Here is an 18,062-nt window from a genome sequence, read left to right on the forward strand (position 1 = left end):
TCTCAGCGGACCGCTACGGACGACATCTCGGCTGCCTGGCGCACGGCCTCGACCATGCTACCGGCCTCGGCCACGCCCTTGCCTGCGATGTCGAAGGCCGTTCCATGGTCCACCGAGGTGCGGATGACGGGCAGTCCCACGGTCAGGTTGACGCCCGCCTCGATGCCCAGCACCTTCACCGGGCCGTGCCCCTGGTCGTGGTACATCGCGACGATCAGGTCGTAGTCTCCGCGCCCGGCGAGGAAGAAGGCCGTGTCGGCCGGGAGGGGGCCGCGGGCGTCGATGCCGTCCGCGCGCAGCACTTCGAGCGCGGGGACGATCTTCTCCTCCTCCTCGCCGTAGCCGAACAGTCCGTTCTCACCCGCATGCGGGTTGATGCCGCAGACGCCGATCACCGGCTTCGCGACACCGGCCCGCACCATCGCGTCGTGACCGCGGCGCACCGTGCGCTCGACCAGGCCCGGCTCGATGCGCCGTATGGCGTCGATCAGGCCGATGTGGGTGGTGACGTGAATGACCTTCACCTTGGGCGTGGACAGCATCATCGACACCTCGTCCACGCCGGTGAGGTGGGCCAGCAACTCGGTGTGGCCCGGGTAGAGATGCCCGGCGGAGTGCAGGGCCTCCTTGTTGAGCGGCGCGGTGCAGATGCCGTGCACGGCGCCCTTCATCGCGAGGTCCGCGGCCACCCGTACGTACTGGTAGGCGGCCTCGCCGGCGAGGGCGGACAGTTCGCCCCAGGGCAGGTCTGCGGGGAGCAGGTCCAGGTCCACGACGTTGACGCGGCCCGGTGGGAACTCGGCCTCGCCCGGGGTGGTCACGGAGACGATGTCGCAGTCGACCCCCAGGATCGCGGCGGCCTGCCGCAGCCGCCCGGCATCACCGATGACGACGGGACGGCAGCGGGCGAGGGTGTCCGGGTGCAGCAGCGCCGGGACGATCACCTCGGGGCCGATGCCCGCGCCGTCTCCCATGGTCACCGCGATGAGCGGCAGCGAACGGTGGTTGTCGGCGGTCGGGGTCGCGTTCACCGGGAAGTCTCCTTGCGGTGGGAGGTGGGGAAGGTCCGGCCGGAGCGCTGTGGCGATCCGCAGCAGGGAATCGGTGTCGCCGAAGCTGCCGGGCCGGGTGACGACATGGCGTCCGTCGGGTGTGAGTGCGTGGACGGCGCCGTGGTGGATCTGGCCGAGCGGCGCGAGGTGCGCGACGCCGAGCGCGTCGAGGACGCGGCGGGCGGTCTCACCACCCGTCAGGACGAGGTCGGCATCGCCCGCGCGGTCGGCGGCGAGGCGAGCGAGTGCGGACACCAGACGGCGTGCCGAGCCGGGCCGGATGCCCGGGCCGCTGTCGATGCTGAGGACGGTGACAGCGTCTGAAATTTCATCACATGAATGCGGTGCGCCCGGGGGCGACAGAACGTCGGAGTTCATGACGCCGGAGTCCAGGACGCCGGGGTCCAGGACGCCGGAGTCCAGGACGTCGGGGTTCACGGATACATGGCGGGCGCCGCGCTCCGTGAGTTGCGCGATCTGCGCAGGCGCGGAGGGATCGGCGGTGCCGACGACGACCAGGAGGGGCCGTCGCCGGCGTTCCCCGGCCGTCGCCGGAGCCGCTTGTTCCGTCGTGGTTGCTGCCGACGTCCCGTCGGTACGCCTCAGCAGGCGGCCGACCGCCGCGGCGAGGCCGCTCGTGCCTGCCAGGCGGACGCCGGGCCCGCAGGCGAGCGCCGCCTCGGCGATCAGGTCCAGGTCCGAGTCCGTCTCGGCGTCGCACACCGGAAGGTGTCCGGCGCTGACCGCCGCGCGCAGCATGGCGGCCAGCGCGTCGCCCCGTACCTCCTCCAGCGGGACGAGCGTCGTACGGGCGTCCCCGAGTGCGGCGGAGACCGACGGCGGGGGCGCGGTGCTCTCCGCCCGCCAGGCGTCCGTGGTGTGCAGGGGGACGCCGTCGAGATGGACGACACCGCCACGGACCGTGCGGCCGAGGGCGGGCAGGGCGGTGGCGACGACGACGCCCGCGGTGCCTTCGGCGCAGGCGGCCGTCTCGGCGGCGAGGTTGCCCCGCAGCAGCGAGTCGGCCTTCTTCAGCACCAGAACGTCCGAGGGCACGGCTCGCAGTGCCTCGCGTACGCGGCGGGCCGCGTCGGCCGCGGGCAGGCAACGGCAGTCGAGGTCGACCACGACGGCCTCGCCGTACGCGTGGGGGTCCAAGGACGCCGGACCGAGCACGATCCGGCCCGGCACGCCGAGCGCGACCGCGGTCTCCGCCGCCCCGGACAGGTCGTCGGCGAGGGCGAGGACACGTCGCGGTGCCGTCTCCTCGCGGAGGGGGGAAGTGGAGGGGAAGGGCACGTCATCCTCCTGGACCTGTCGTCGAAGGGGGCACGCGGGGCGGCCTCGGCGCTCGATGATGACACAGTCTGCGCGATGTGCGCGAGACCTCTTGCGTGATTCGCGCAACCATGGAACGGTTTCCGGCGCGACAGAAAACCGACGGCACCCGACGGCGTCCTGCGGGACCGGGCGCCGTCCCGAGCCGGTCGCCGCACAAAAAACCCCGAGAGGTCGACGATGACCCGAACTCCTCCGAGTGAGACGCCCAGCCGTCGCACCCTGCTGCGCTGGGGCGCCGCGGGCGGCGCCGGTCTCGCTCTCTCCCCGCTGGCCGCCTGCGCCGGACCCACCGGCGCCCCCGGCCCCGGCACCCTCACACTCGGGCTGAACCGCTCGCTGGTCAGCCTCGACAACAAGCTCAACCAGTTCGACGCCGCGGTGACCGTGCAGCGGGCCGTGCGTCAGGCCCTCACCGCCATCGGTCCGGACATGCGACTCACCCGGGTCCTCGCCGACCGGTTCGAGATGACCGCGCCGACCACCTGGAGCGTCCGCCTGCGCGACGGGATCCGCTACTCCGACGGCCGGCCCGTGACCGTCGACGACGTGACCACCGCGGTGCGCATGTACGGAGAGGTCGCCGGCTCGTTCATCCTCGGCCTGTTCCCCGAACTCCCCGACGTCGAGGCGACGGGCGACCGCACCTTCCTGCTCCACACCCGCGAACCGGTGCCCATCCTGGACCGGCTGATGGCCAACATCCTCATCACCCCGGCGAAGGACAACCGGCCAGAGGAACTCCGCTCCGGCGTCGGCACCGGCCCCTACCGGGTGGCCGGCGCCAACAGCGGCGCGGGCGAGTACACCCTGGCCCGGGTCCCGGAGTACTGGGGCGGGCGGCCGCCCGTCGAACGGGTCCGCGTCCGCTTCGTACCGGAGGAGTCGAGCCGGGTCGTCGCCCTGCGCAGCGGCGAACTGGACGTCATCGACACCATCACCCCCGACTCCGCCGAACAGCTCACCGGGCTGCCCGGCGTGCGCCTGGAGCGGACCTCCGGGGTGCGGATCTGCCAGCTCTTCTACAACTTCCGCAAGCCGAAGAAGCACCCGCTCGCCGACGCCCGGGTGCGCCAGGCGCTGACGTACGCCATCGACGGCGAGTCCCTCGTCCGAGACGTGCTCACCGACTCGGCCGAGCAGGCCCAGGGAGTGGTCCCGCTCAGTCTCCAGGGCGCCGAACGCACCGGCCGCTTCGCCCACGACCCCGCACGGGCGCGGCAGTTGCTCAGGTCCCTGGGCGTCGCCGACGGGCTGCGGATCAAAATCATCTGGGAGTCGGGCGAGTTCGCCGCGGACGCCTCCGTGATGGAAGCCATCGCGGAGATGCTGAAGGAGGTCGGTGTGCGCGCCACCCTGCAACAGTTCGAGCCCGGCGGCGACATCCTCAAGTGGCGCCAGGGCAAGGGCGGCGACTGGGACGTCATCGGCAACGGCTTCCCCGGCACCACCGGCCAGGCCACCACCATGCTCCAGGCCATGTACGCGGGCACGGCCGAGGACGAACGCACCGGTGACGCGTTCATGGGCTACGTCGTCCCCCGCATCGCCCGACAGCTGTCCGACGCGGCCACCGAGACCGACCCCGCCACCCGCGACCGCAAGCTCGCCGCCGCCCAGCACGCCGTCTGGGACACCTGGCCGGCCATGTGGGCCTTCGTGCCGAAGACCGTGCTCGCTCGCCGCGCCCGCGTCGACGGCGTCCGGTTGCTGCCGGTCAACTCCTACGACCTGACCGCCGTACGGCTGGAGGGCTGAGCCGTGCCGAAGTATCTCGCCCGCCGTCTCGGCCAGAGCCTGTTGACCATCTTCCTGACCGTCTCCACGGTCTTCGTCCTGGTCCGGCTCGCCCCCGGAGACCCCGCCGCCGCATACGCGCCACCGAGCGCCACCACAGCCGACCTGGAGCGCATCCGCGCCCAGTTCGGCCTCGACAAGCCATTGATCACCCAGTACGGGATCTTCCTGCGCGACCTGCTGAGCGGCGATCTCGGCACCAGCTACTCCTTCCACGACTCCGCCCTCAGCGTGGTCCTGGACCGCATGCCGTACACGCTCACGCTCTCCGTCGCGGCGATCGCCGTCACCGTGGCCGTCGCGGTCCCGCTGGGGGTGTGGATGGCCCGCCACGCCGACACCTCGCGCGAACTCGGCGCCAACGTCCTGACCATCACCGGACAGTCCATGCCGGACTTCTGGACCGGCGTGATGCTGCTGACGGTCTTCGCCGTGCTGCTGCCGGTGCTGCCCGCCTCCGGCTTCACCTCATGGAGCGGCCTCGTCCTGCCGACCGTCACCATCGCGATCCTCCAACTCGCCCTCGTCTCACGGCTCGTACGCCGCGAGATGACCACGGCACTCGCCTCGCCGTACATCACCGTGGCCCGCTCGCGCGGTGTCTCCGAACGGGCCCTCACCTGGCGGTACGCCCTCGCCAACTCGTCCGTCCCGCTCGTCACCGCGGTCGGCACCCGCTTCGCGGCACTGCTCAACGGCGTCGTGCTGGTCGAGGTCGTCTTCGGCTGGCCCGGCGTCGGTTCCCTCGTCGTCCGCGCCCTGGAGACCCGCGACTACCCGCTCATCCAGGCGACCGTCCTGGTCACGGCGACCCTCGCCATCCTCGTCCAGCTCCTCGTCGACCTCGCCTACCCGCTCCTCGACCCGCGGGTCCGACTCGGAAAGGCGGCCTGACCATGTCCGCCACGCTCACACCGTCCGCCGACAGCGCCCGCTCCAGTGCTGTCACCGCCCGGCACCTGGCCCGCGCCACCGCCACCAGGCAGCGGCGCGGCGCCCGCTTCAAGCTGTGGGCGGGAGCCCTGTGCACCGCGCTGGTCGCCCTGCCGGTGGCCCTCGCGAGCCTGCTGCCGCTGCCGGACCCGGACGCCCAGAACCTCGCGGGGCGCCGGCTGCCGCCGCTCACCGGCGGGCACCTGTTCGGCACCGACCAGCTCGGGCGCGATCTGCTCTCCCGCATCCTGCACGGCGGCCAGGTGTCGCTGACCGTGGGCATCCTCGCCGTCGTCGTCTCCGGGCTCATCGGGATCGCCGCAGGCTCGGCGGCCGGTTACTTCGGGGGCTGGATCGACACGGTCGTCAGCCGGCTCCTCGAAGCCCAACTGGCGCTGCCCCTGCTGATGATGCTGCTGCTCGTCGTCGCCCTCTTCGGCCCGTCGGTCACCGTCATCACCTGCGTGATCGCGATCGCCCAGTGGCCGGAAGTGGCCCGGCTGACCCGCTCCCTGGTCCTGGTCGAACGCGAGAAACCGTATGTGGCGGCCGCCCGTCTGCTCGGTATGCGCAGCTGGTCGGTCCTGGGACGGCACATCATCCCCAACGTCCTGCGCCCCGCGAGCCTGGTGGTCCTGCTGCTGCTCGCCCAGGCCGTGCTCCTGGAGAGCGCCCTCAGCTTCCTGGGCGCCGGACCCCAGCGGCCGTTCGCCACCTGGGGCCGCATCATCTCCGACGGCCAGGACTACATCACCACCTCCTGGTGGCTGGTCACGCTCCCCGGCCTGGTCATCGCCCTCCTTGTGGTCGGCGTCAACCTCATGGGCGACGGCCTGCGCGACCGCATCCGTACGACAAAGCCCGCGAAGGGAGCCTGAGCCATGACCAGCGACACCTCGTCGGCCTCCGGCGCCCTGCTGGAGGTCGAGGACCTGCAGATCGAACTGGTCACCCATCGTGGCGTGGTCCGCGCCGTCGACGGCGTGAGTTTCACCGTCGGACGCGGCGAGACCGTCACGCTCATCGGGGAGTCCGGCTCCGGCAAGTCCACCACGGCGATGGGCGTGCTGCGGCTGCTGCCCGAAGGGCTCGCCGTGCTGTCCGGCACCGCCCGCATCGGCGGCGAGGACGTCGTCACCGACCCCGGGGCGGCCCGGCGGGCGCGCGGCCGCACCGTGTCCCTCATCCCCCAGGACCCGATGACCGCGCTCAGCCCCGTCCACACCGTCGGGCGGCAGCTCGGCGAGGCCCTGCGGCTGCGGCACCCCGGCCTGTCCCGGGCCGAGGCCCGCGAGCGCGGCACCCACCTGCTGGACCAGGTACGGATCAGCAGGCCCGAAACGCGCTGGAAGGCGTACCCGCACCAGTTCTCCGGCGGCATGCTCCAGCGCGTCCTCATCGCCGTCGCGCTGGCCGCCGAACCCCAGTTGCTGGTCGCCGACGAACCCACCTCCGCCCTGGACGCCACCGTCCAGGCGAGCGTCCTCGACCTGCTGATGGACCTTCAGGAACGCACCGGCGTAGGCATGTTGATGATCACCCACGACCTCGGCGTCGCCCGGCTGGTGTCCGACCGCATCCACGTCATGAAGGAGGGCCGGTTCGTCGAGTCGGGGCCGGCCCAGCAGATCGTCGAGCGGCCCGCACACCCGTACACCGGGAAACTGCTCGCGGCCGTCCCGAGCCTCGGACCCTGGGACGAGGACGGGCTCGACGACCACACCGCCCAGCCCGAGCAGGAAGACAGGGCCGCCCGATGAGCCAGGCAGCAGTGACACCGGACGCGGCCGACGCCGCCGACGCGTCGGCGTTTCTCGCCGTCGAGGATCTCGTCGTCGACTACCCCACGCCGGCCGGCCCCGTGCGCGCCGTCGACCACGTCAGCTTCAGCGTGCCCCGCGGTGGCTCACTCGCCGTCGTCGGCGAGTCGGGCAGCGGCAAGTCGACCATCGCCTGCGCGATCGTACGGCTGCTCAAGCCCGCCTCCGGGCGGATCGTGCTGGACGGCACCGACCTCGCCGCGCTGCCCGAGCGGCGCCTGAGGCCGCTGCGGCGCCGCGTCCAGATGGTCTTCCAGGATCCCTACGGATCCCTCGCCCCGCACCTGACCGCCCTGGAGATCGTGGCCGAACCGCTGCGCGTCGCGGGCGTGAAGGACAAGACCGAACGGCGCCGCCGCGCCACCGGACTGCTCGACCGCGTGGGACTGCCGGCCACGGCACTCGAACGACGGCCCGCCGAGTTCTCCGGCGGACAGCGCCAGCGCATCGGCATCGCCCGCGCCCTGGCCTCGGAACCCGACCTGCTGGTGTGCGACGAGGCCACCTCGGCCCTCGACGTGTCCGTGCAGGCCCAGGTGCTCGATCTGCTGCGCGAACTGCGGGAGGAGACCGGCATCACCTACATCGTCATCGCCCACCACCTCGGCGTGGTGCGCGAGATCAGCACCGACGTCGTCGTCCTGAAGGCGGGACGGGTCGTCGAGCGCGGCCGTACCGCCGACGTCCTCGCCGCCCCCGCCGAGCCCTACACCCGCGCGCTGCGCCGCGCCGCCCTCGACCCCACGGCGATACGGGGACTCAAACCCCGCACCCGGGCGGCCACGACCCCGGCCTCGGCCACCGGCGCACCGGAGCCGCACACGCCCCAGACCCCCCACAACCCTCTCACCGTCTCACCGGAAGGACCCGGCAAGTGACCACCGGCATCGAACTGCCGAACGTGCCCGTGCCCCTGTCCCGGCTCGTCCTCGGCACCATGACGTTCGGCGACACCGTCGACCGGGCCGGCGCCGCGGACATGCTCGCGACGGCGCTGGAGGCCGGCATCACGGGCGTGGACACCGCGAACGGCTACGCCGGCGGCGAGAGCGAACGCATCCTCGCCGAGCTGCTCCCCGCCCACCGCGACCGGATCGTGCTCGCCACCAAGGCCGGCATACCGCACCCCGACCAAGGGGAGCACGCCCCGCTGTCCGCCCCGGGCCTGCGGGCCGCCCTGGAAGGCAGCCTCAAGCGACTCGGCACCGACCGCGTCGACCTGTTCTATCTGCACCAGCCCGACCGGGCCACACCCCTCGCCGAAACCCTCGCCACCGTCGCCGAGTTCGTCGCCGAAGGGAAGGTCCTCGCGCTCGGCGTCTCCAACTTCGCCGCCTGGCAGATCGCCGAACTGGTGCGCGTCGCCGACGAGGTGGGTGCCCCACGACCGGTCGTCGCCCAGCAGCTGCACAATCTGCTCGCTCGCCGGATCGAGGAGGAATACGTCGAGTATGCGGCGTACGCAGCCGTCACCGGCCTGCGCACCATGGTCTACAACCCGCTCGGCGGCGGCCTCCTCACCGGACGGCACCGCTACGAGCAGGCCCCCGAGGGCGGACGGTTCGCCGACTCCCGGCTCGCGGACATGTACCGGCAGCGCTACTGGGATCCGCGCCTGTTCGCCGCGGTCGCCGAACTGGCCCGGATCGCCGAGGGCTTCGGCGTCCCGCTCACCGAACTGGCCCTGCGCTGGCTCCTCGACCGGGACTCGACCGACGCCTTGCTGCTCGGCGGTTCCCGGACCGGCCACCTGCGCGCCAACCTCGCCGCCGCGCAGGCCGGACCGCTGCCGCTCGACGTGACCGCCGCCTGCGACGAGGTCGGCGCGGGTCTGCGCGGCCCCATGCCCGCCTACAACCGCTGAGCCCGGACGGGACCTCGAAGCCCCCGTCCCACTGCCCGCCCTCTGTGCCCCCTGTGAAGGAACACCTGACCATGACCCCCGCAGAGTTCACCGCCGCCCTGCGCGCCCGCGAGCAACTGCTCGGCTACTGGTGCCTGATGGACGCGCCCGTGGCCACCGAACGCATCGCCCGCCTCGGTTACGACTACGTCGCCCTGGACGCCCAGCACGGCCTGTTCGGCTACTCCGGCATGCTCAACAACCTCCTCGCGATCGACAGCCGGGGCTCCACGGCCGTGGGCCTGGTCCGGGTGGAGGCCAACGACCCCGCCCCGATCGGCCGCGCCCTCGACGCGGGCGCGACCGGAGTGATCGTGCCGCTGGTCGACACGGCCGCGCAGGCCGCCGAGGCCGTGGCCGCGGTCCGCTACCCGCCCCTCGGCCGGCGCTCCTACGGCCCGATGCGCTCGGCGCTGAGGATCGGCCCCGACCCGGCCGACACGCACGACACCACGGTCGTCCTCGCCATGATCGAGACGGCCGAAGGACTCGCCGACGTCGAGGCGATCTGCGCGACGCCGGGCCTTGACGGCGTCTACGTCGGCCCCTCCGACCTGCGCATCGCCCTCGGCGGCGCCTCGTCCACGGACCCGAACCTGGCCGACGCCTTCGAGGCCGCACTCGGCACCGTACGCGAGGCAGCGGCGGCCGCCGGAATCGCCGCGGGCATCCACAACCCGGACGGGGCGAGCGCCGCCAAGCGCCTCGCCGAGGGCTTCACCTTCGCGACCGTCGCCTGCGACCTGGTGCACCTGGAACAGACCGCCCGCCAACACCTGGGCGCTGCCCGGACCTCTGGAGAGGCACTGTGACGAACCCGCTCCTCGACGCCTTCGACCGCACCGACACCACGCTGCCCGCACCGACCGTGCAGAACCACGCCGCCAACCTCACCGTGCTGCCCGGCGGGGATCTCGGCTGCGTCTGGTTCGGCGGCACGCAGGAGGGCATGGCGGACATCAGCGTGTGGTTCTCGCGCCTCGCACCCGGCACCACGACCTGGACGGACCCGGTCCGCCTCTCGGACGACCCGACACGCTCAGAGCAGAACCCCGTGCTCTTCCCCACCCCCTCGGGCGCCCTGTGGCTGCTGCATACCGCCCAGCGGGGCGGAGACCAGGACACCGCGGAGGTACGGCTGCGCGTCAGCCACGACAACGGCACGACCTGGGAGGCGACCCGCACCCTGTTCCCCGCGACCCCGGACGTCGGCGGCGTCTTCGTACGCCAGCCCCCCGTCGTCCTGCCCACCGGCCGTCTGCTGCTGCCCGTCTTCCGCTGCCGGACCGCCCCCGGCGAGAAGTGGTCGGGCGACCTCGACACCAGCGCCGTCATGATCAGCGAAGACGAGGGCAGTACCTGGCGCGAGCAGCGCGTGCCCGACTCCACGGGCCTGGTCCACATGAACGTCCACCGGTTGCCGGACGGCTCCCTGCTCGCCCTCTACCGCAGCCGACGCGCCGACGCCGTCCACCGGTCCGTGTCGCTGGACGACGGCGACACCTGGAGTGAGCCGGAGCCGCTCGGGCTGCCGAACAACAACTCCTCGATCCAGTACGTCCCGTTGGCCGACGGCCGCCTGGCTCTCGTCTACAACCACAGCAGCGCCGCCGACGCGACCGCACGCCGCGCCTCCCTCTACGACGAGATCGACGACACGGGCAAACTCGCCGACCACAAGGCCCCGGGCGGCTCGGCGACCACGGCGGTACGGGAGGCTCCCTCGACCGCGTTCTGGGGTGCCCCCCGCGCGCCACTCAGCCTCGCCCTCTCCTCCGACGGCGGCCTGACCTGGCCGCTGCGCGCCGACCTCGTGACCGGCGACGGCCACTGCCTCACCAACAACTCCCGCGACGGCCTCAACCGCGAACTGTCCTATCCCTCGATAGCGCAGACACCGGACGGCGCCCTCCACATCGCCTACACACACCACCGAAAGGTCATCCGCCACATCAGGCTCGCCCCGCAGAGCACGAGGTGAGTGACCGCTCGGGCCGGTCGAGCCTCGATGCCCGAGTGGGGTGGAGGCCGGGACGGGATGCGGCTCGCGCCTGTCCGAGTTCAAAACGCCCGATGTCCGCCGGCGTTGATCGAGCCGGTCCTGGCGGCCCGACCCTCGGAGCACAGCGGCCGGGCCGCACGGCATGCCGCTGGGCCTGGATGGGGTGACGGTCGCCTTCGGGAAGCCCGGCACGGTCAGTATCCCAGCCACTTCGGTCGACACCAGCGGCAACGCGATCACCCAGACGCTCCGGAACGCGTACCGCACCAATGCGCTGCGCCGTTTTCCGCGCCGGGCGGCGGGGAGGCCGGACACCTCATGGTCGACGAAGCACACTTCGTGAAGAACCTGTAGGCCGAGCGGCCCCAGACGGTCGCCCTGTGGGCGGAGCGTTGCGGGCACCCTTTTGGAGGCCTTCGAGAGCACCCTTGCGCGAGTCACCCGCGCCGACCGTGTCGACGACCTGCGTGGTCACCGCGGGCACGCGCAGCCGTTCGCCGTCGAGTGAGGCCATGGCGCCGTCGCCGCCGAGGGTGATGACGACGAGTCGTACCCCCGCGGCGTGCCAGGTGTCGCACGCCTGCTCGGGCGGGGTGCCCGTCAGGAGCAGTTCCAGGTCGTCCTCGCTCAGCCGCAGGATGTCGGCGAGAACGCACCAGCGTGCCAGCCGGGCGCGGTAGACCTCGGGGCGCACCAACAGCGGTCTTACGTTGGGATCGATGCTGATGGTGGTCTGCGGGGCGGCTGCCGCCGGGAACTCCTCCACCACCGCCCCGCCGGGCTCTCGGATCAGCGCCAGCGATCCGGTGTGGAGGCAGGCCGTTTCGGACAGATCCACCCTGGCCAGTTCGCCTGGGGTCCACTGCCAGTCGGCCGTGTTCTGGGCGTGGAACGAGAACGCGGCCTGCCCCGCGGCATCCAGCTCCGCCACGGCCAGTGTGCTGGGCTCGCCGGCGGCGACGGCGTTCGACAGGTCGACGCCGGACGCCTCCAGGTGGGCCCGGAACAGACGGCCGAACACGTCGTTGGACAGACGTGCGAGGAAGCGGGCTGGTGTGCCCATCCGAGCCAGGGCCACCGCCGTATTCGCGGGTCCGCCGCCGGGCAGCACCCGCAGGGCGAGTTCGTTCGCGGCGTCTGCCGGTTGGGTGAAGGCGTCCGCGACGCACTCTCCCAGGACGGTGATCTGATGCGGGCTCATGGGTTGCTCTCCCGAGGAAGGCTCGAAGAGGTCAAATGTGAGGCCGTGCGACGTTGCCGGGGCGCAGAGGACGTCACCCTCGTCGGAGAGCACCCGCCTTGAAGGGAGCACGTCGGGGCCGGACCCGGGCGATGACCGGTCCAGCCCCTGCCCGAGAGGTGCGTGCCACCGGGCGTGACGTCGGGGAGGACGACGAGGGCGTCGGCTGGGGTGGAGGTCAGGGCAGTACGACGATCTTGCGTCCCTGGCCGGCGGCGAACTGGTCCAGTGCCTGCGGGTACTCCGACAGCGGCATCCGGTGGCTGATGAAGACCTGGGGATCGAGTACCCCGGTGGCGAAGAGTTCCGCCGCCCGCTCGTAGCTGTGCAGCACCGCCATGGAGCCGGTGATGGTGATCTCCTGGTTGTAGATGCGGTACGGGGAGATGGTGGCTGTCGTCGCGTAGTCGGAGACGCCGAACTGCAGGAACGTCCCGGCCTTGGCGACCCGTTCCAGGCCGTCCTGGATGGCGGCGGCGTTGCCCGTCGCGTCGACCACCACGTCCCAGCCGGCCGGCCGCCCCAACTCCTCGGCGGAGAGCGCCGTTCGGGAGCAGCCCAGCTTCGCGGCCGTCACCAGTCGATCCGGGTTGACGTCGACGACGTCGACCGACGAGGCGCCGGTGCGCTTGGCCAGCTCCAGCATCATCAGCCCCATCGTCCCGCTGCCGTAGATGAGCACGTGGGAGCCGAGCCTGCTGTTGAGGACGTCGTAGCCGCGTACGGCGCAGGACAGCGGCTCGATCAGGGCCGCGTCCTGGACGTCCACGTGGTCGGGCAGCCGTACGCAGTTGGCGACGGGCGCCACGGCGTACTCGGCGGCGCCACCGGCCCGGGTCACCCCGATCGCCTGCCAGCGGTCGCAGAGGTTGTTGCGCCCCACCCGGCAGTAGCGGCATTCGTTGCAGTACAGCGAGGGGTCCACGGCGACCCGGTCGCCGAGCGCGAGTTCGGTGACGTCTCTGCCGAGGCCCACGACCTCCCCGGCGAACTCGTGACCCGGCACGACCGGCAGCGTCGGTGCGAACTCGCCCTGCAGGATGTGCAGATCGGTCCCGCACAGCCCGCAGGCCGCCACATCGACCACGACCTCGCGCGGCCCGGGTGTGGGGTCGGGCACCGTGGTGACGGTGACCTTGCCGGGGGCTTCGATGACAGCGGCTTTCACTTGACTGCTCCTAGGGACAGGCCGCGGACCAGTTTGTCCTGGGCGGCGAAACCGGCGATGAGGACCGGCAGGGAGACCAGCGTGGCCGCGGCGCACAGCCGGGCCAGGAACAGGCCCTCGTTGGTGATGAAGCCGACGAGGAAGACCGGGGCGGTCGATGCCTTGGTCGCGGTGAGGTTGACGGCGAACATGAACTCGTTCCAGCTGAAGATGAAGCAGATCAGCGAGGTGGCGGCGAGTCCGGGCATGGCGACCGGTGCGACGATCCGCAGCAGCATGGTGGGCAGGTTGGCGCCGTCGACCTCGGCGGCCTCGAGGATCTCCTTGGGGACCTCGGCGAGGAAGGAGCGCATCATCCACACCGCGATCGGGAGGTTCATGGCGGTGTAGAGGATGACCAGCGTCCACACGTTGTCGAGCATTCCGGCGTCCTTGACGATCAGGTACACGGGAAGCAGGGCGGCGATGGCGGGGAGGAACTTGGTGGACAGGAAGAAGAACATCACGTCGGTCCACTTCTCGACCGGCTTGATGGACAGCGCGTAGGCCGTCGGTACCGCGAGGGCGAGCACCAGCAGGGTCGAGATGACGCTGGCCATGGCCGAGTTGAGGAGGAAGGGGGTGATGTCCCGGCTGAAGAGGAGTTCGTACTGGTCGAGGGTGAGGGCGGCGAGAGGGGTCGGCGGGTTGGTCGCCGCGTCCGCCTCCTGGTGGAAGGAGGTGAGGACCATCCACGCCACCGGTGCGAAGAACGCCAGGGTGGCGAGCCAGGCGACGAAGGTCCACGTGGGCGACAGGCGGGGCGCGCCGCCCTGGTCGTCGCGTCGGCGGAGGAGTTTCCTGAGCTTCGCCCCGGGGGCGGCTGCCGCGTGCGCGGTCATCGGGACACCTCCTCGCGGAACAGCGACGCGATCGTGCGCAGGGCGAAGGTCGCGATCACGATCGAGCCGAGGACGACGACCACTCCGGCGGCCGCGGCCTCGCCGTACTCGAATTTGCGGAACATGGTCAGGTAGATCTCGTAGGGCAGGTTGGTCGTCTGTGAGCCGGGGCCGCCCTGGGTGATGGTGTAGACCGCGTCGAAGGTCTGCACGACGTAGATCGTGCCGAGCAGGATGCCCAGTTCGAGGTACTGGCGCAGGTGCGGCAGGGTGATGTGGCGGAAGGTCGCCATGGCCGAGGCCCCGTCGACGCGGGCCGCCTCCAGGACATCGCCGGGCTGCGCCTGCAGACCGGCCAGGAGGATCAGCATCATGAACGGTGTCCACTGCCAGACCAGTGAGATCACGACGGCGGGCATGGGGTAGAAGGAGATCCAGTCGACCGTGGGGCCGTTGTCCGCTCCGAAGAACCGGTATACGGCGTTGAGGGTGCCGTTGAGCAGGCCGTAGTCGGGGTTGTAGATGGCGTGCTTCCACAGCAGTGCCGCCGCGACCGGCATCACGAGGAACGGGGCGATGAGCAGGGTGCGCGCCAGCCCGCGGCCGACGAACTTGCGGTCGAGGAGCATCGCCAGCCCGAGGCCGAGGAGCACGCTGATGAGCACCACGGAGGCGGTGAGCACGATGGTGTTGAGCACCGCCGCGCGCAGTCGCTCGTCGGTGAAGACGAACGTGAAGTTGGACAGGCCGACGAAGTGCCGCTCGCCGGGCTTGAGGATGTTCCACCGGAAGGTGGAGATGACGAGCGTGGCCACGAAGGGCAGCTGCGTGACGACGATGGTGAAGACCAGCGCCGGCAGCAGCGGGAAGCGCCGCCGCCACTTGCTGACTTCGGTGGAGGTGCGTGTGCGGCTGGGTGGTGGGGCTGTCTTGGGTGGGGCGCTGAGCGCGGTCATGATGGTTCCTCTGCCGATGACGGCCGGGGTGGGGGAAGCGGCGCCCGGCCGGGGGAAGGGGCGGCCGGGCGGTTCGGGCGGGTTACCGGTAGTTCTCGGCGACGTCCTCGGCGAGCTTCTGGCCGTCGTTCAGCGCCTTGTCCACACTGGTCTTTCCGGCGATGGCGGCGGAGATCTCCTGGGTGACCTTGGTGCCGAGGTCCTGGAACTCGGGGATGGCCACGTACTGGATGCCCACCGTCGGCCGGGGCTGGACGCCCGGGTTCGCCGGGTCGGCCGCCTCGATCGACTTCAGGGTGATGTCACCGAACGACCCGGCGGCCTTCTGGTACTCGGGGTTCTCGTAGGTGCTGGCCCGCTTGCCGGCCGGGACACGTGACCAGCCGAGCTTCTCGCCGACGAGGTTCTCGTACTTCTTGCTGGAGGCCCACAGCATGAACTGCGAGGCTGCGTCGGCGTTCTTCGTGGTCTTGGGCATGGCCCACGCCCAGCTCCACAGCCAGCCGCTGCTCTTGGTCTCGACGGTCGGGGCGTAGGCGTAACCGACCTTGCCGGCGATCTTGCTGGACTTGGCGTCCTCAAGCGATCCGGCGGCGCTGGTCGCGTCGTACCACATCGCGACCTTCTTCTGGCTCATGGCGTTGAGGCACTCCGTGAAGCCGGCCTGTGCCGCTCCCGCCTGCCCGTGCTTCCTCACCAGGTCGACGTAGAAGGTGGTGGCCTTCTTGAACTCGGGGCTGTTGACCTGGGCCTTCCAGTCCTTGGTGAACCAGGTGCCGCCGAAGGTGTTGACCACGGTCGTCAGCGACGCGCCGAGCTCGCCCCAGCCGGCAAGACCGCGCAGACAGATGCCCTTCATGCCGGGCTCGGCGCCGTCGACCTCGGCGGCGATGTCGGCGATCTGCTGCCAGGTCGGGTGCTCGGGCACGGTGATGCCCTTCGCCTTCATGACGTCCTTGTTGTACATGAGCATCGAGGACTCGCCGTAGAACGGCAGGGCGTAGAGCTTGCCGTCGGAGCCGGACAGGGACGTGACCATCGGCTTGAGCAGGTCGGCCTTGTCGAAGCTCGTGTCCTTGTCGGCGTAGGAGCCGAGCTCGTGCAGCCAGCCGTTCTTCTCCCAGATGGGCACCTCGTAGGCGCCGATGGTGGCGACGTCGTACTGGCCGGCCTGGGTGGCGATGTCCTGGGTGACCTTGTCGCGCAGCTCGTTCTCGGGAAGGATCGTGAAGTTGACCTTGATCCCGGTGTCCTTGGTGAAGGTGCTCTTCGTCAGCTTCGCGATGTCCTCCATCTGCGGGTTGCCGACCATCAGGACGTTGATGCTCTCGCCGTCGCCGCCGGAGCTCGAGGAGCCGCCCGCGCCGCTGCAGGCGACCAGCAGCGCGCTTGTGGCCGTGGCCGTGGCGAGGACGTGGATCATTCTCCGTGTACGCATGACTGACTCCAGGGTGTTCGAGGGCGTGGGGAACCAGGCCCCCAGGCCTGCGAGGGTGGCGGGGAGGGTGGGCCAGGGACGTGAGGGCGGGGACAGGGAGGGGACTGCGGCTCAGTGGGACAGGGAGGGGGAACCGCGGCTCAGGCCCGTATGACCTCGGGGCCCAGCAGTGAGTAGCGGTGTGCCTCGGAGGCGGGGAGTCCTGCGTCGGTGACGATCGCCTCGAACTCCGTGACCTCCGCGAAGCGGCAGAAGCTGGCGGCACCGAACTTCGTATGGACGCCGGAGAACACCCGGCGGCGGGCGGCCCTCATGACCTGGGCCTTGAGCTCACTGACCGCGGGGTCGGGGGTGGTGAGTCCGTACTCGCGGGAGATGCCGTTCGCACCGACGTACGCCAGGTCGATGACGAAGCCGGAGAGCATGCGCGTCGCCCAGTGGTCGACCGTGGCCAGTGTCCCGCCACGCACCCGGCCGCCGAGCAGCAACACGGTCATGTTCTCGGCGGAGGCCAGGGCACCCGCCGTGGGCAGCGAGGAGGTGACCACGGTCAGTGGCCGGTCGCGGGGGAGGGCGGCGGCGATGAGCTGCGGGGTGTAGCCCTCGTCGATGAAGACGGTTTCGGCGTCTGCGAGCAGTTCGACCGCGGCGTTCGCGATCCGGGACTTCTCGGGGACGTGCATAGTGGTGCGGAAGGCGAGCGTCGTCTCGAAGCCCGCGCTCTCCACGGGATGGGCGCCCCCATGGGTACGCCGGACCAGCCCGTGCTCCTCCAGTACGTTCAGATCACGCCTCACGGTCTCCTTGGAGACCCCGAGATCGGCGGCGAGCTTTCCGACGTCCACGGATCCGGTACGTCGTGCCGTCTCCAGAATCACGCGCCTTCGCTCCTCGGCGTCCACGGCGACACCTCCGTTCCACGGCTCCGCAGGGTGCGCCCGCGCCGGCTGATTCCCGGAGGTCCTGCCCGTTTGGGCGTCCGGTGGCTAATTTCTACAGGCGGACCACCCCGCTGGCCAGGCTCTCAGTACAGCGCTTCATGACCGAATGTGCCCGTTCGGTAAAGTCGGAACCCCCTGGACGAGGCGCCGTTGGCACCCCGGACGCGGAAGGCCACTGCCCGCTTGCCCGCGGAGAGTGCCCGTTCGCCGCCCGTATTCCTGGCGGAACGGGCGATGGGTCCCGTGCTGGTACCTGTCACGGCCTTCTTTGAGCAGACGGTTCCAGGCTCCGCAGCGGCAGCCGCGACGGCGGGCCGTCCTCGTGTCGCCCCGTGGTGCCTCCACCATGACCAGCCAGTTTCCTTCAAAGACGGGCTCGGAGATGACCACCCCTTCCATGCCCTGCTGGAGGAGTGACTCCACGGTGTCGGCGATACCCTCCGTGTCGTCGACCGGTGTGTTGGACAGCTGCAGCTGCCTCGCATGGGTTGATCTTTCAGAGTTGTCGCGGTGAATTCTGGTTGCCCGGGGCTGGGCAGGCAGCGATGATCCTCCTCATGCTCGATGCTGCGTCTGCGGGTCCCGCACTACGG

General features: G+C 70.9%; 15 protein-coding genes. 8 read left to right on the top strand and 7 right to left on the bottom strand.

Going from position 1 to position 18,062, the window contains the following annotated elements:
* Positions 1 to 2: 2 nt before the first annotated feature.
* Positions 3 to 2,351, bottom strand: coding sequence for a 4-hydroxythreonine-4-phosphate dehydrogenase PdxA (gene pdxA, locus OG622_RS43250; RefSeq protein WP_371582348.1), 2,349 nt, complete (start codon positions 2,349 to 2,351; stop codon positions 3 to 5).
* A gap of 219 nt (positions 2,352 to 2,570) precedes the next feature.
* Between pdxA and OG622_RS43255 the strand changes: the two genes are divergently transcribed.
* From OG622_RS43255 to OG622_RS43290, 8 genes are all read left to right on the top strand, one after another.
* Positions 2,571 to 4,148: an ABC transporter substrate-binding protein gene (locus OG622_RS43255; protein ID WP_371582349.1), complete on the top strand. Its 1,578-nt coding sequence runs from the start codon at positions 2,571 to 2,573 to the stop codon at positions 4,146 to 4,148.
* Positions 4,149 to 4,151: 3 nt separating this feature from the next.
* Positions 4,152 to 5,081, top strand: a complete 930-nt coding sequence (locus OG622_RS43260; protein WP_371582351.1) for an ABC transporter permease — start codon at positions 4,152 to 4,154, stop codon at positions 5,079 to 5,081.
* Between the two features lie 2 nt (positions 5,082 to 5,083).
* Entirely contained in the window at positions 5,084 to 5,998 is a 915-nt protein-coding gene (locus OG622_RS43265) for an ABC transporter permease (RefSeq protein ID WP_371582353.1), read from the top strand.
* Between the two features lie 3 nt (positions 5,999 to 6,001).
* Positions 6,002 to 6,880, top strand: a complete 879-nt coding sequence (locus OG622_RS43270; protein WP_371582355.1) for an ABC transporter ATP-binding protein — start codon at positions 6,002 to 6,004, stop codon at positions 6,878 to 6,880.
* Entirely contained in the window at positions 6,877 to 7,818 is a 942-nt protein-coding gene (locus OG622_RS43275) for an ABC transporter ATP-binding protein (protein ID WP_371582356.1), read from the top strand. Before OG622_RS43270 ends, OG622_RS43275 begins: the two co-directional genes overlap by 4 nt.
* Positions 7,815 to 8,804 carry an aldo/keto reductase gene (locus OG622_RS43280; protein ID WP_371582357.1) on the top strand — a complete coding sequence of 330 codons (990 nt, stop codon included), beginning with the start codon at positions 7,815 to 7,817 and terminating at the stop codon, positions 8,802 to 8,804. The genes OG622_RS43275 and OG622_RS43280 overlap by 4 nt, the downstream gene beginning before the upstream one ends.
* 71 nt (positions 8,805 to 8,875) lie before the next feature.
* Positions 8,876 to 9,655, top strand: a complete 780-nt coding sequence (locus tag OG622_RS43285) for an HpcH/HpaI aldolase/citrate lyase family protein (RefSeq protein WP_371582358.1) — start codon at positions 8,876 to 8,878, stop codon at positions 9,653 to 9,655.
* Positions 9,652 to 10,824: an exo-alpha-sialidase gene (locus tag OG622_RS43290; RefSeq protein WP_371582359.1), complete on the top strand. Its 1,173-nt coding sequence runs from the start codon at positions 9,652 to 9,654 to the stop codon at positions 10,822 to 10,824. The genes OG622_RS43285 and OG622_RS43290 overlap by 4 nt, the downstream gene beginning before the upstream one ends.
* Before the next feature lie 337 nt (positions 10,825 to 11,161).
* Here OG622_RS43290 and OG622_RS43295 read toward each other — a convergent pair whose 3' ends face one another.
* The 6 genes from OG622_RS43295 to OG622_RS43320 form a co-directional block, all read right to left on the bottom strand.
* Complete coding sequence (locus tag OG622_RS43295) at positions 11,162 to 12,046, bottom strand: carbohydrate kinase (RefSeq protein ID WP_371582360.1); 885 nt, start codon at positions 12,044 to 12,046, stop codon at positions 11,162 to 11,164.
* Positions 12,047 to 12,263: 217 nt separating this feature from the next.
* Positions 12,264 to 13,253, bottom strand: a complete 990-nt coding sequence (locus OG622_RS43300) for a zinc-dependent alcohol dehydrogenase family protein (RefSeq protein ID WP_371582362.1) — start codon at positions 13,251 to 13,253, stop codon at positions 12,264 to 12,266.
* Entirely contained in the window at positions 13,250 to 14,134 is an 885-nt protein-coding gene (locus OG622_RS43305) for a carbohydrate ABC transporter permease (RefSeq protein ID WP_371582364.1), read from the bottom strand. The genes OG622_RS43300 and OG622_RS43305 overlap by 4 nt, the downstream gene beginning before the upstream one ends.
* Complete coding sequence (locus tag OG622_RS43310) at positions 14,131 to 15,090, bottom strand: carbohydrate ABC transporter permease (protein WP_371582365.1); 960 nt, start codon at positions 15,088 to 15,090, stop codon at positions 14,131 to 14,133. Before OG622_RS43310 ends, OG622_RS43305 begins: the two co-directional genes overlap by 4 nt.
* An 82-nt stretch (positions 15,091 to 15,172) precedes the next feature.
* The gene (locus OG622_RS43315; protein WP_371582367.1) at positions 15,173 to 16,528 is read right to left on the bottom strand and encodes a sugar ABC transporter substrate-binding protein; all 1,356 of its coding nucleotides are present in this window, start codon (positions 16,526 to 16,528) and stop codon (positions 15,173 to 15,175) included.
* Positions 16,529 to 16,668: 140 nt separating this feature from the next.
* Positions 16,669 to 17,430 (bottom strand): DeoR/GlpR family DNA-binding transcription regulator, encoded by a 762-nt coding sequence (locus tag OG622_RS43320; protein ID WP_371582368.1) that lies wholly within the window; start codon positions 17,428 to 17,430, stop codon positions 16,669 to 16,671.
* Positions 17,431 to 18,062 lie beyond the last annotated feature (632 nt).

Source organism: Streptomyces sp. NBC_01314 (assembly GCF_041435215.1).
Taxonomy (GTDB): domain Bacteria; phylum Actinomycetota; class Actinomycetes; order Streptomycetales; family Streptomycetaceae; genus Streptomyces.

Coding starts and splice junctions, on each gene's coding strand:
- OG622_RS43285 (WP_371582358.1), top strand. CDS start 8,876: ATGACCCCCGCAGAGTTCACCGCCGCCCTGCGCGCCCGCGAGCAACTG.
- OG622_RS43255 (WP_371582349.1), top strand. CDS start 2,571: ATGACCCGAACTCCTCCGAGTGAGACGCCCAGCCGTCGCACCCTGCTG.
- OG622_RS43275 (WP_371582356.1), top strand. CDS start 6,877: ATGAGCCAGGCAGCAGTGACACCGGACGCGGCCGACGCCGCCGACGCG.
- OG622_RS43265 (WP_371582353.1), top strand. CDS start 5,084: ATGTCCGCCACGCTCACACCGTCCGCCGACAGCGCCCGCTCCAGTGCT.
- OG622_RS43315 (WP_371582367.1), bottom strand. CDS start 16,528: ATGCGTACACGGAGAATGATCCACGTCCTCGCCACGGCCACGGCCACA.
- OG622_RS43295 (WP_371582360.1), bottom strand. CDS start 12,046: ATGAGCCCGCATCAGATCACCGTCCTGGGAGAGTGCGTCGCGGACGCC.
- OG622_RS43305 (WP_371582364.1), bottom strand. CDS start 14,134: ATGACCGCGCACGCGGCAGCCGCCCCCGGGGCGAAGCTCAGGAAACTC.
- OG622_RS43310 (WP_371582365.1), bottom strand. CDS start 15,090: ATGACCGCGCTCAGCGCCCCACCCAAGACAGCCCCACCACCCAGCCGC.
- OG622_RS43270 (WP_371582355.1), top strand. CDS start 6,002: ATGACCAGCGACACCTCGTCGGCCTCCGGCGCCCTGCTGGAGGTCGAG.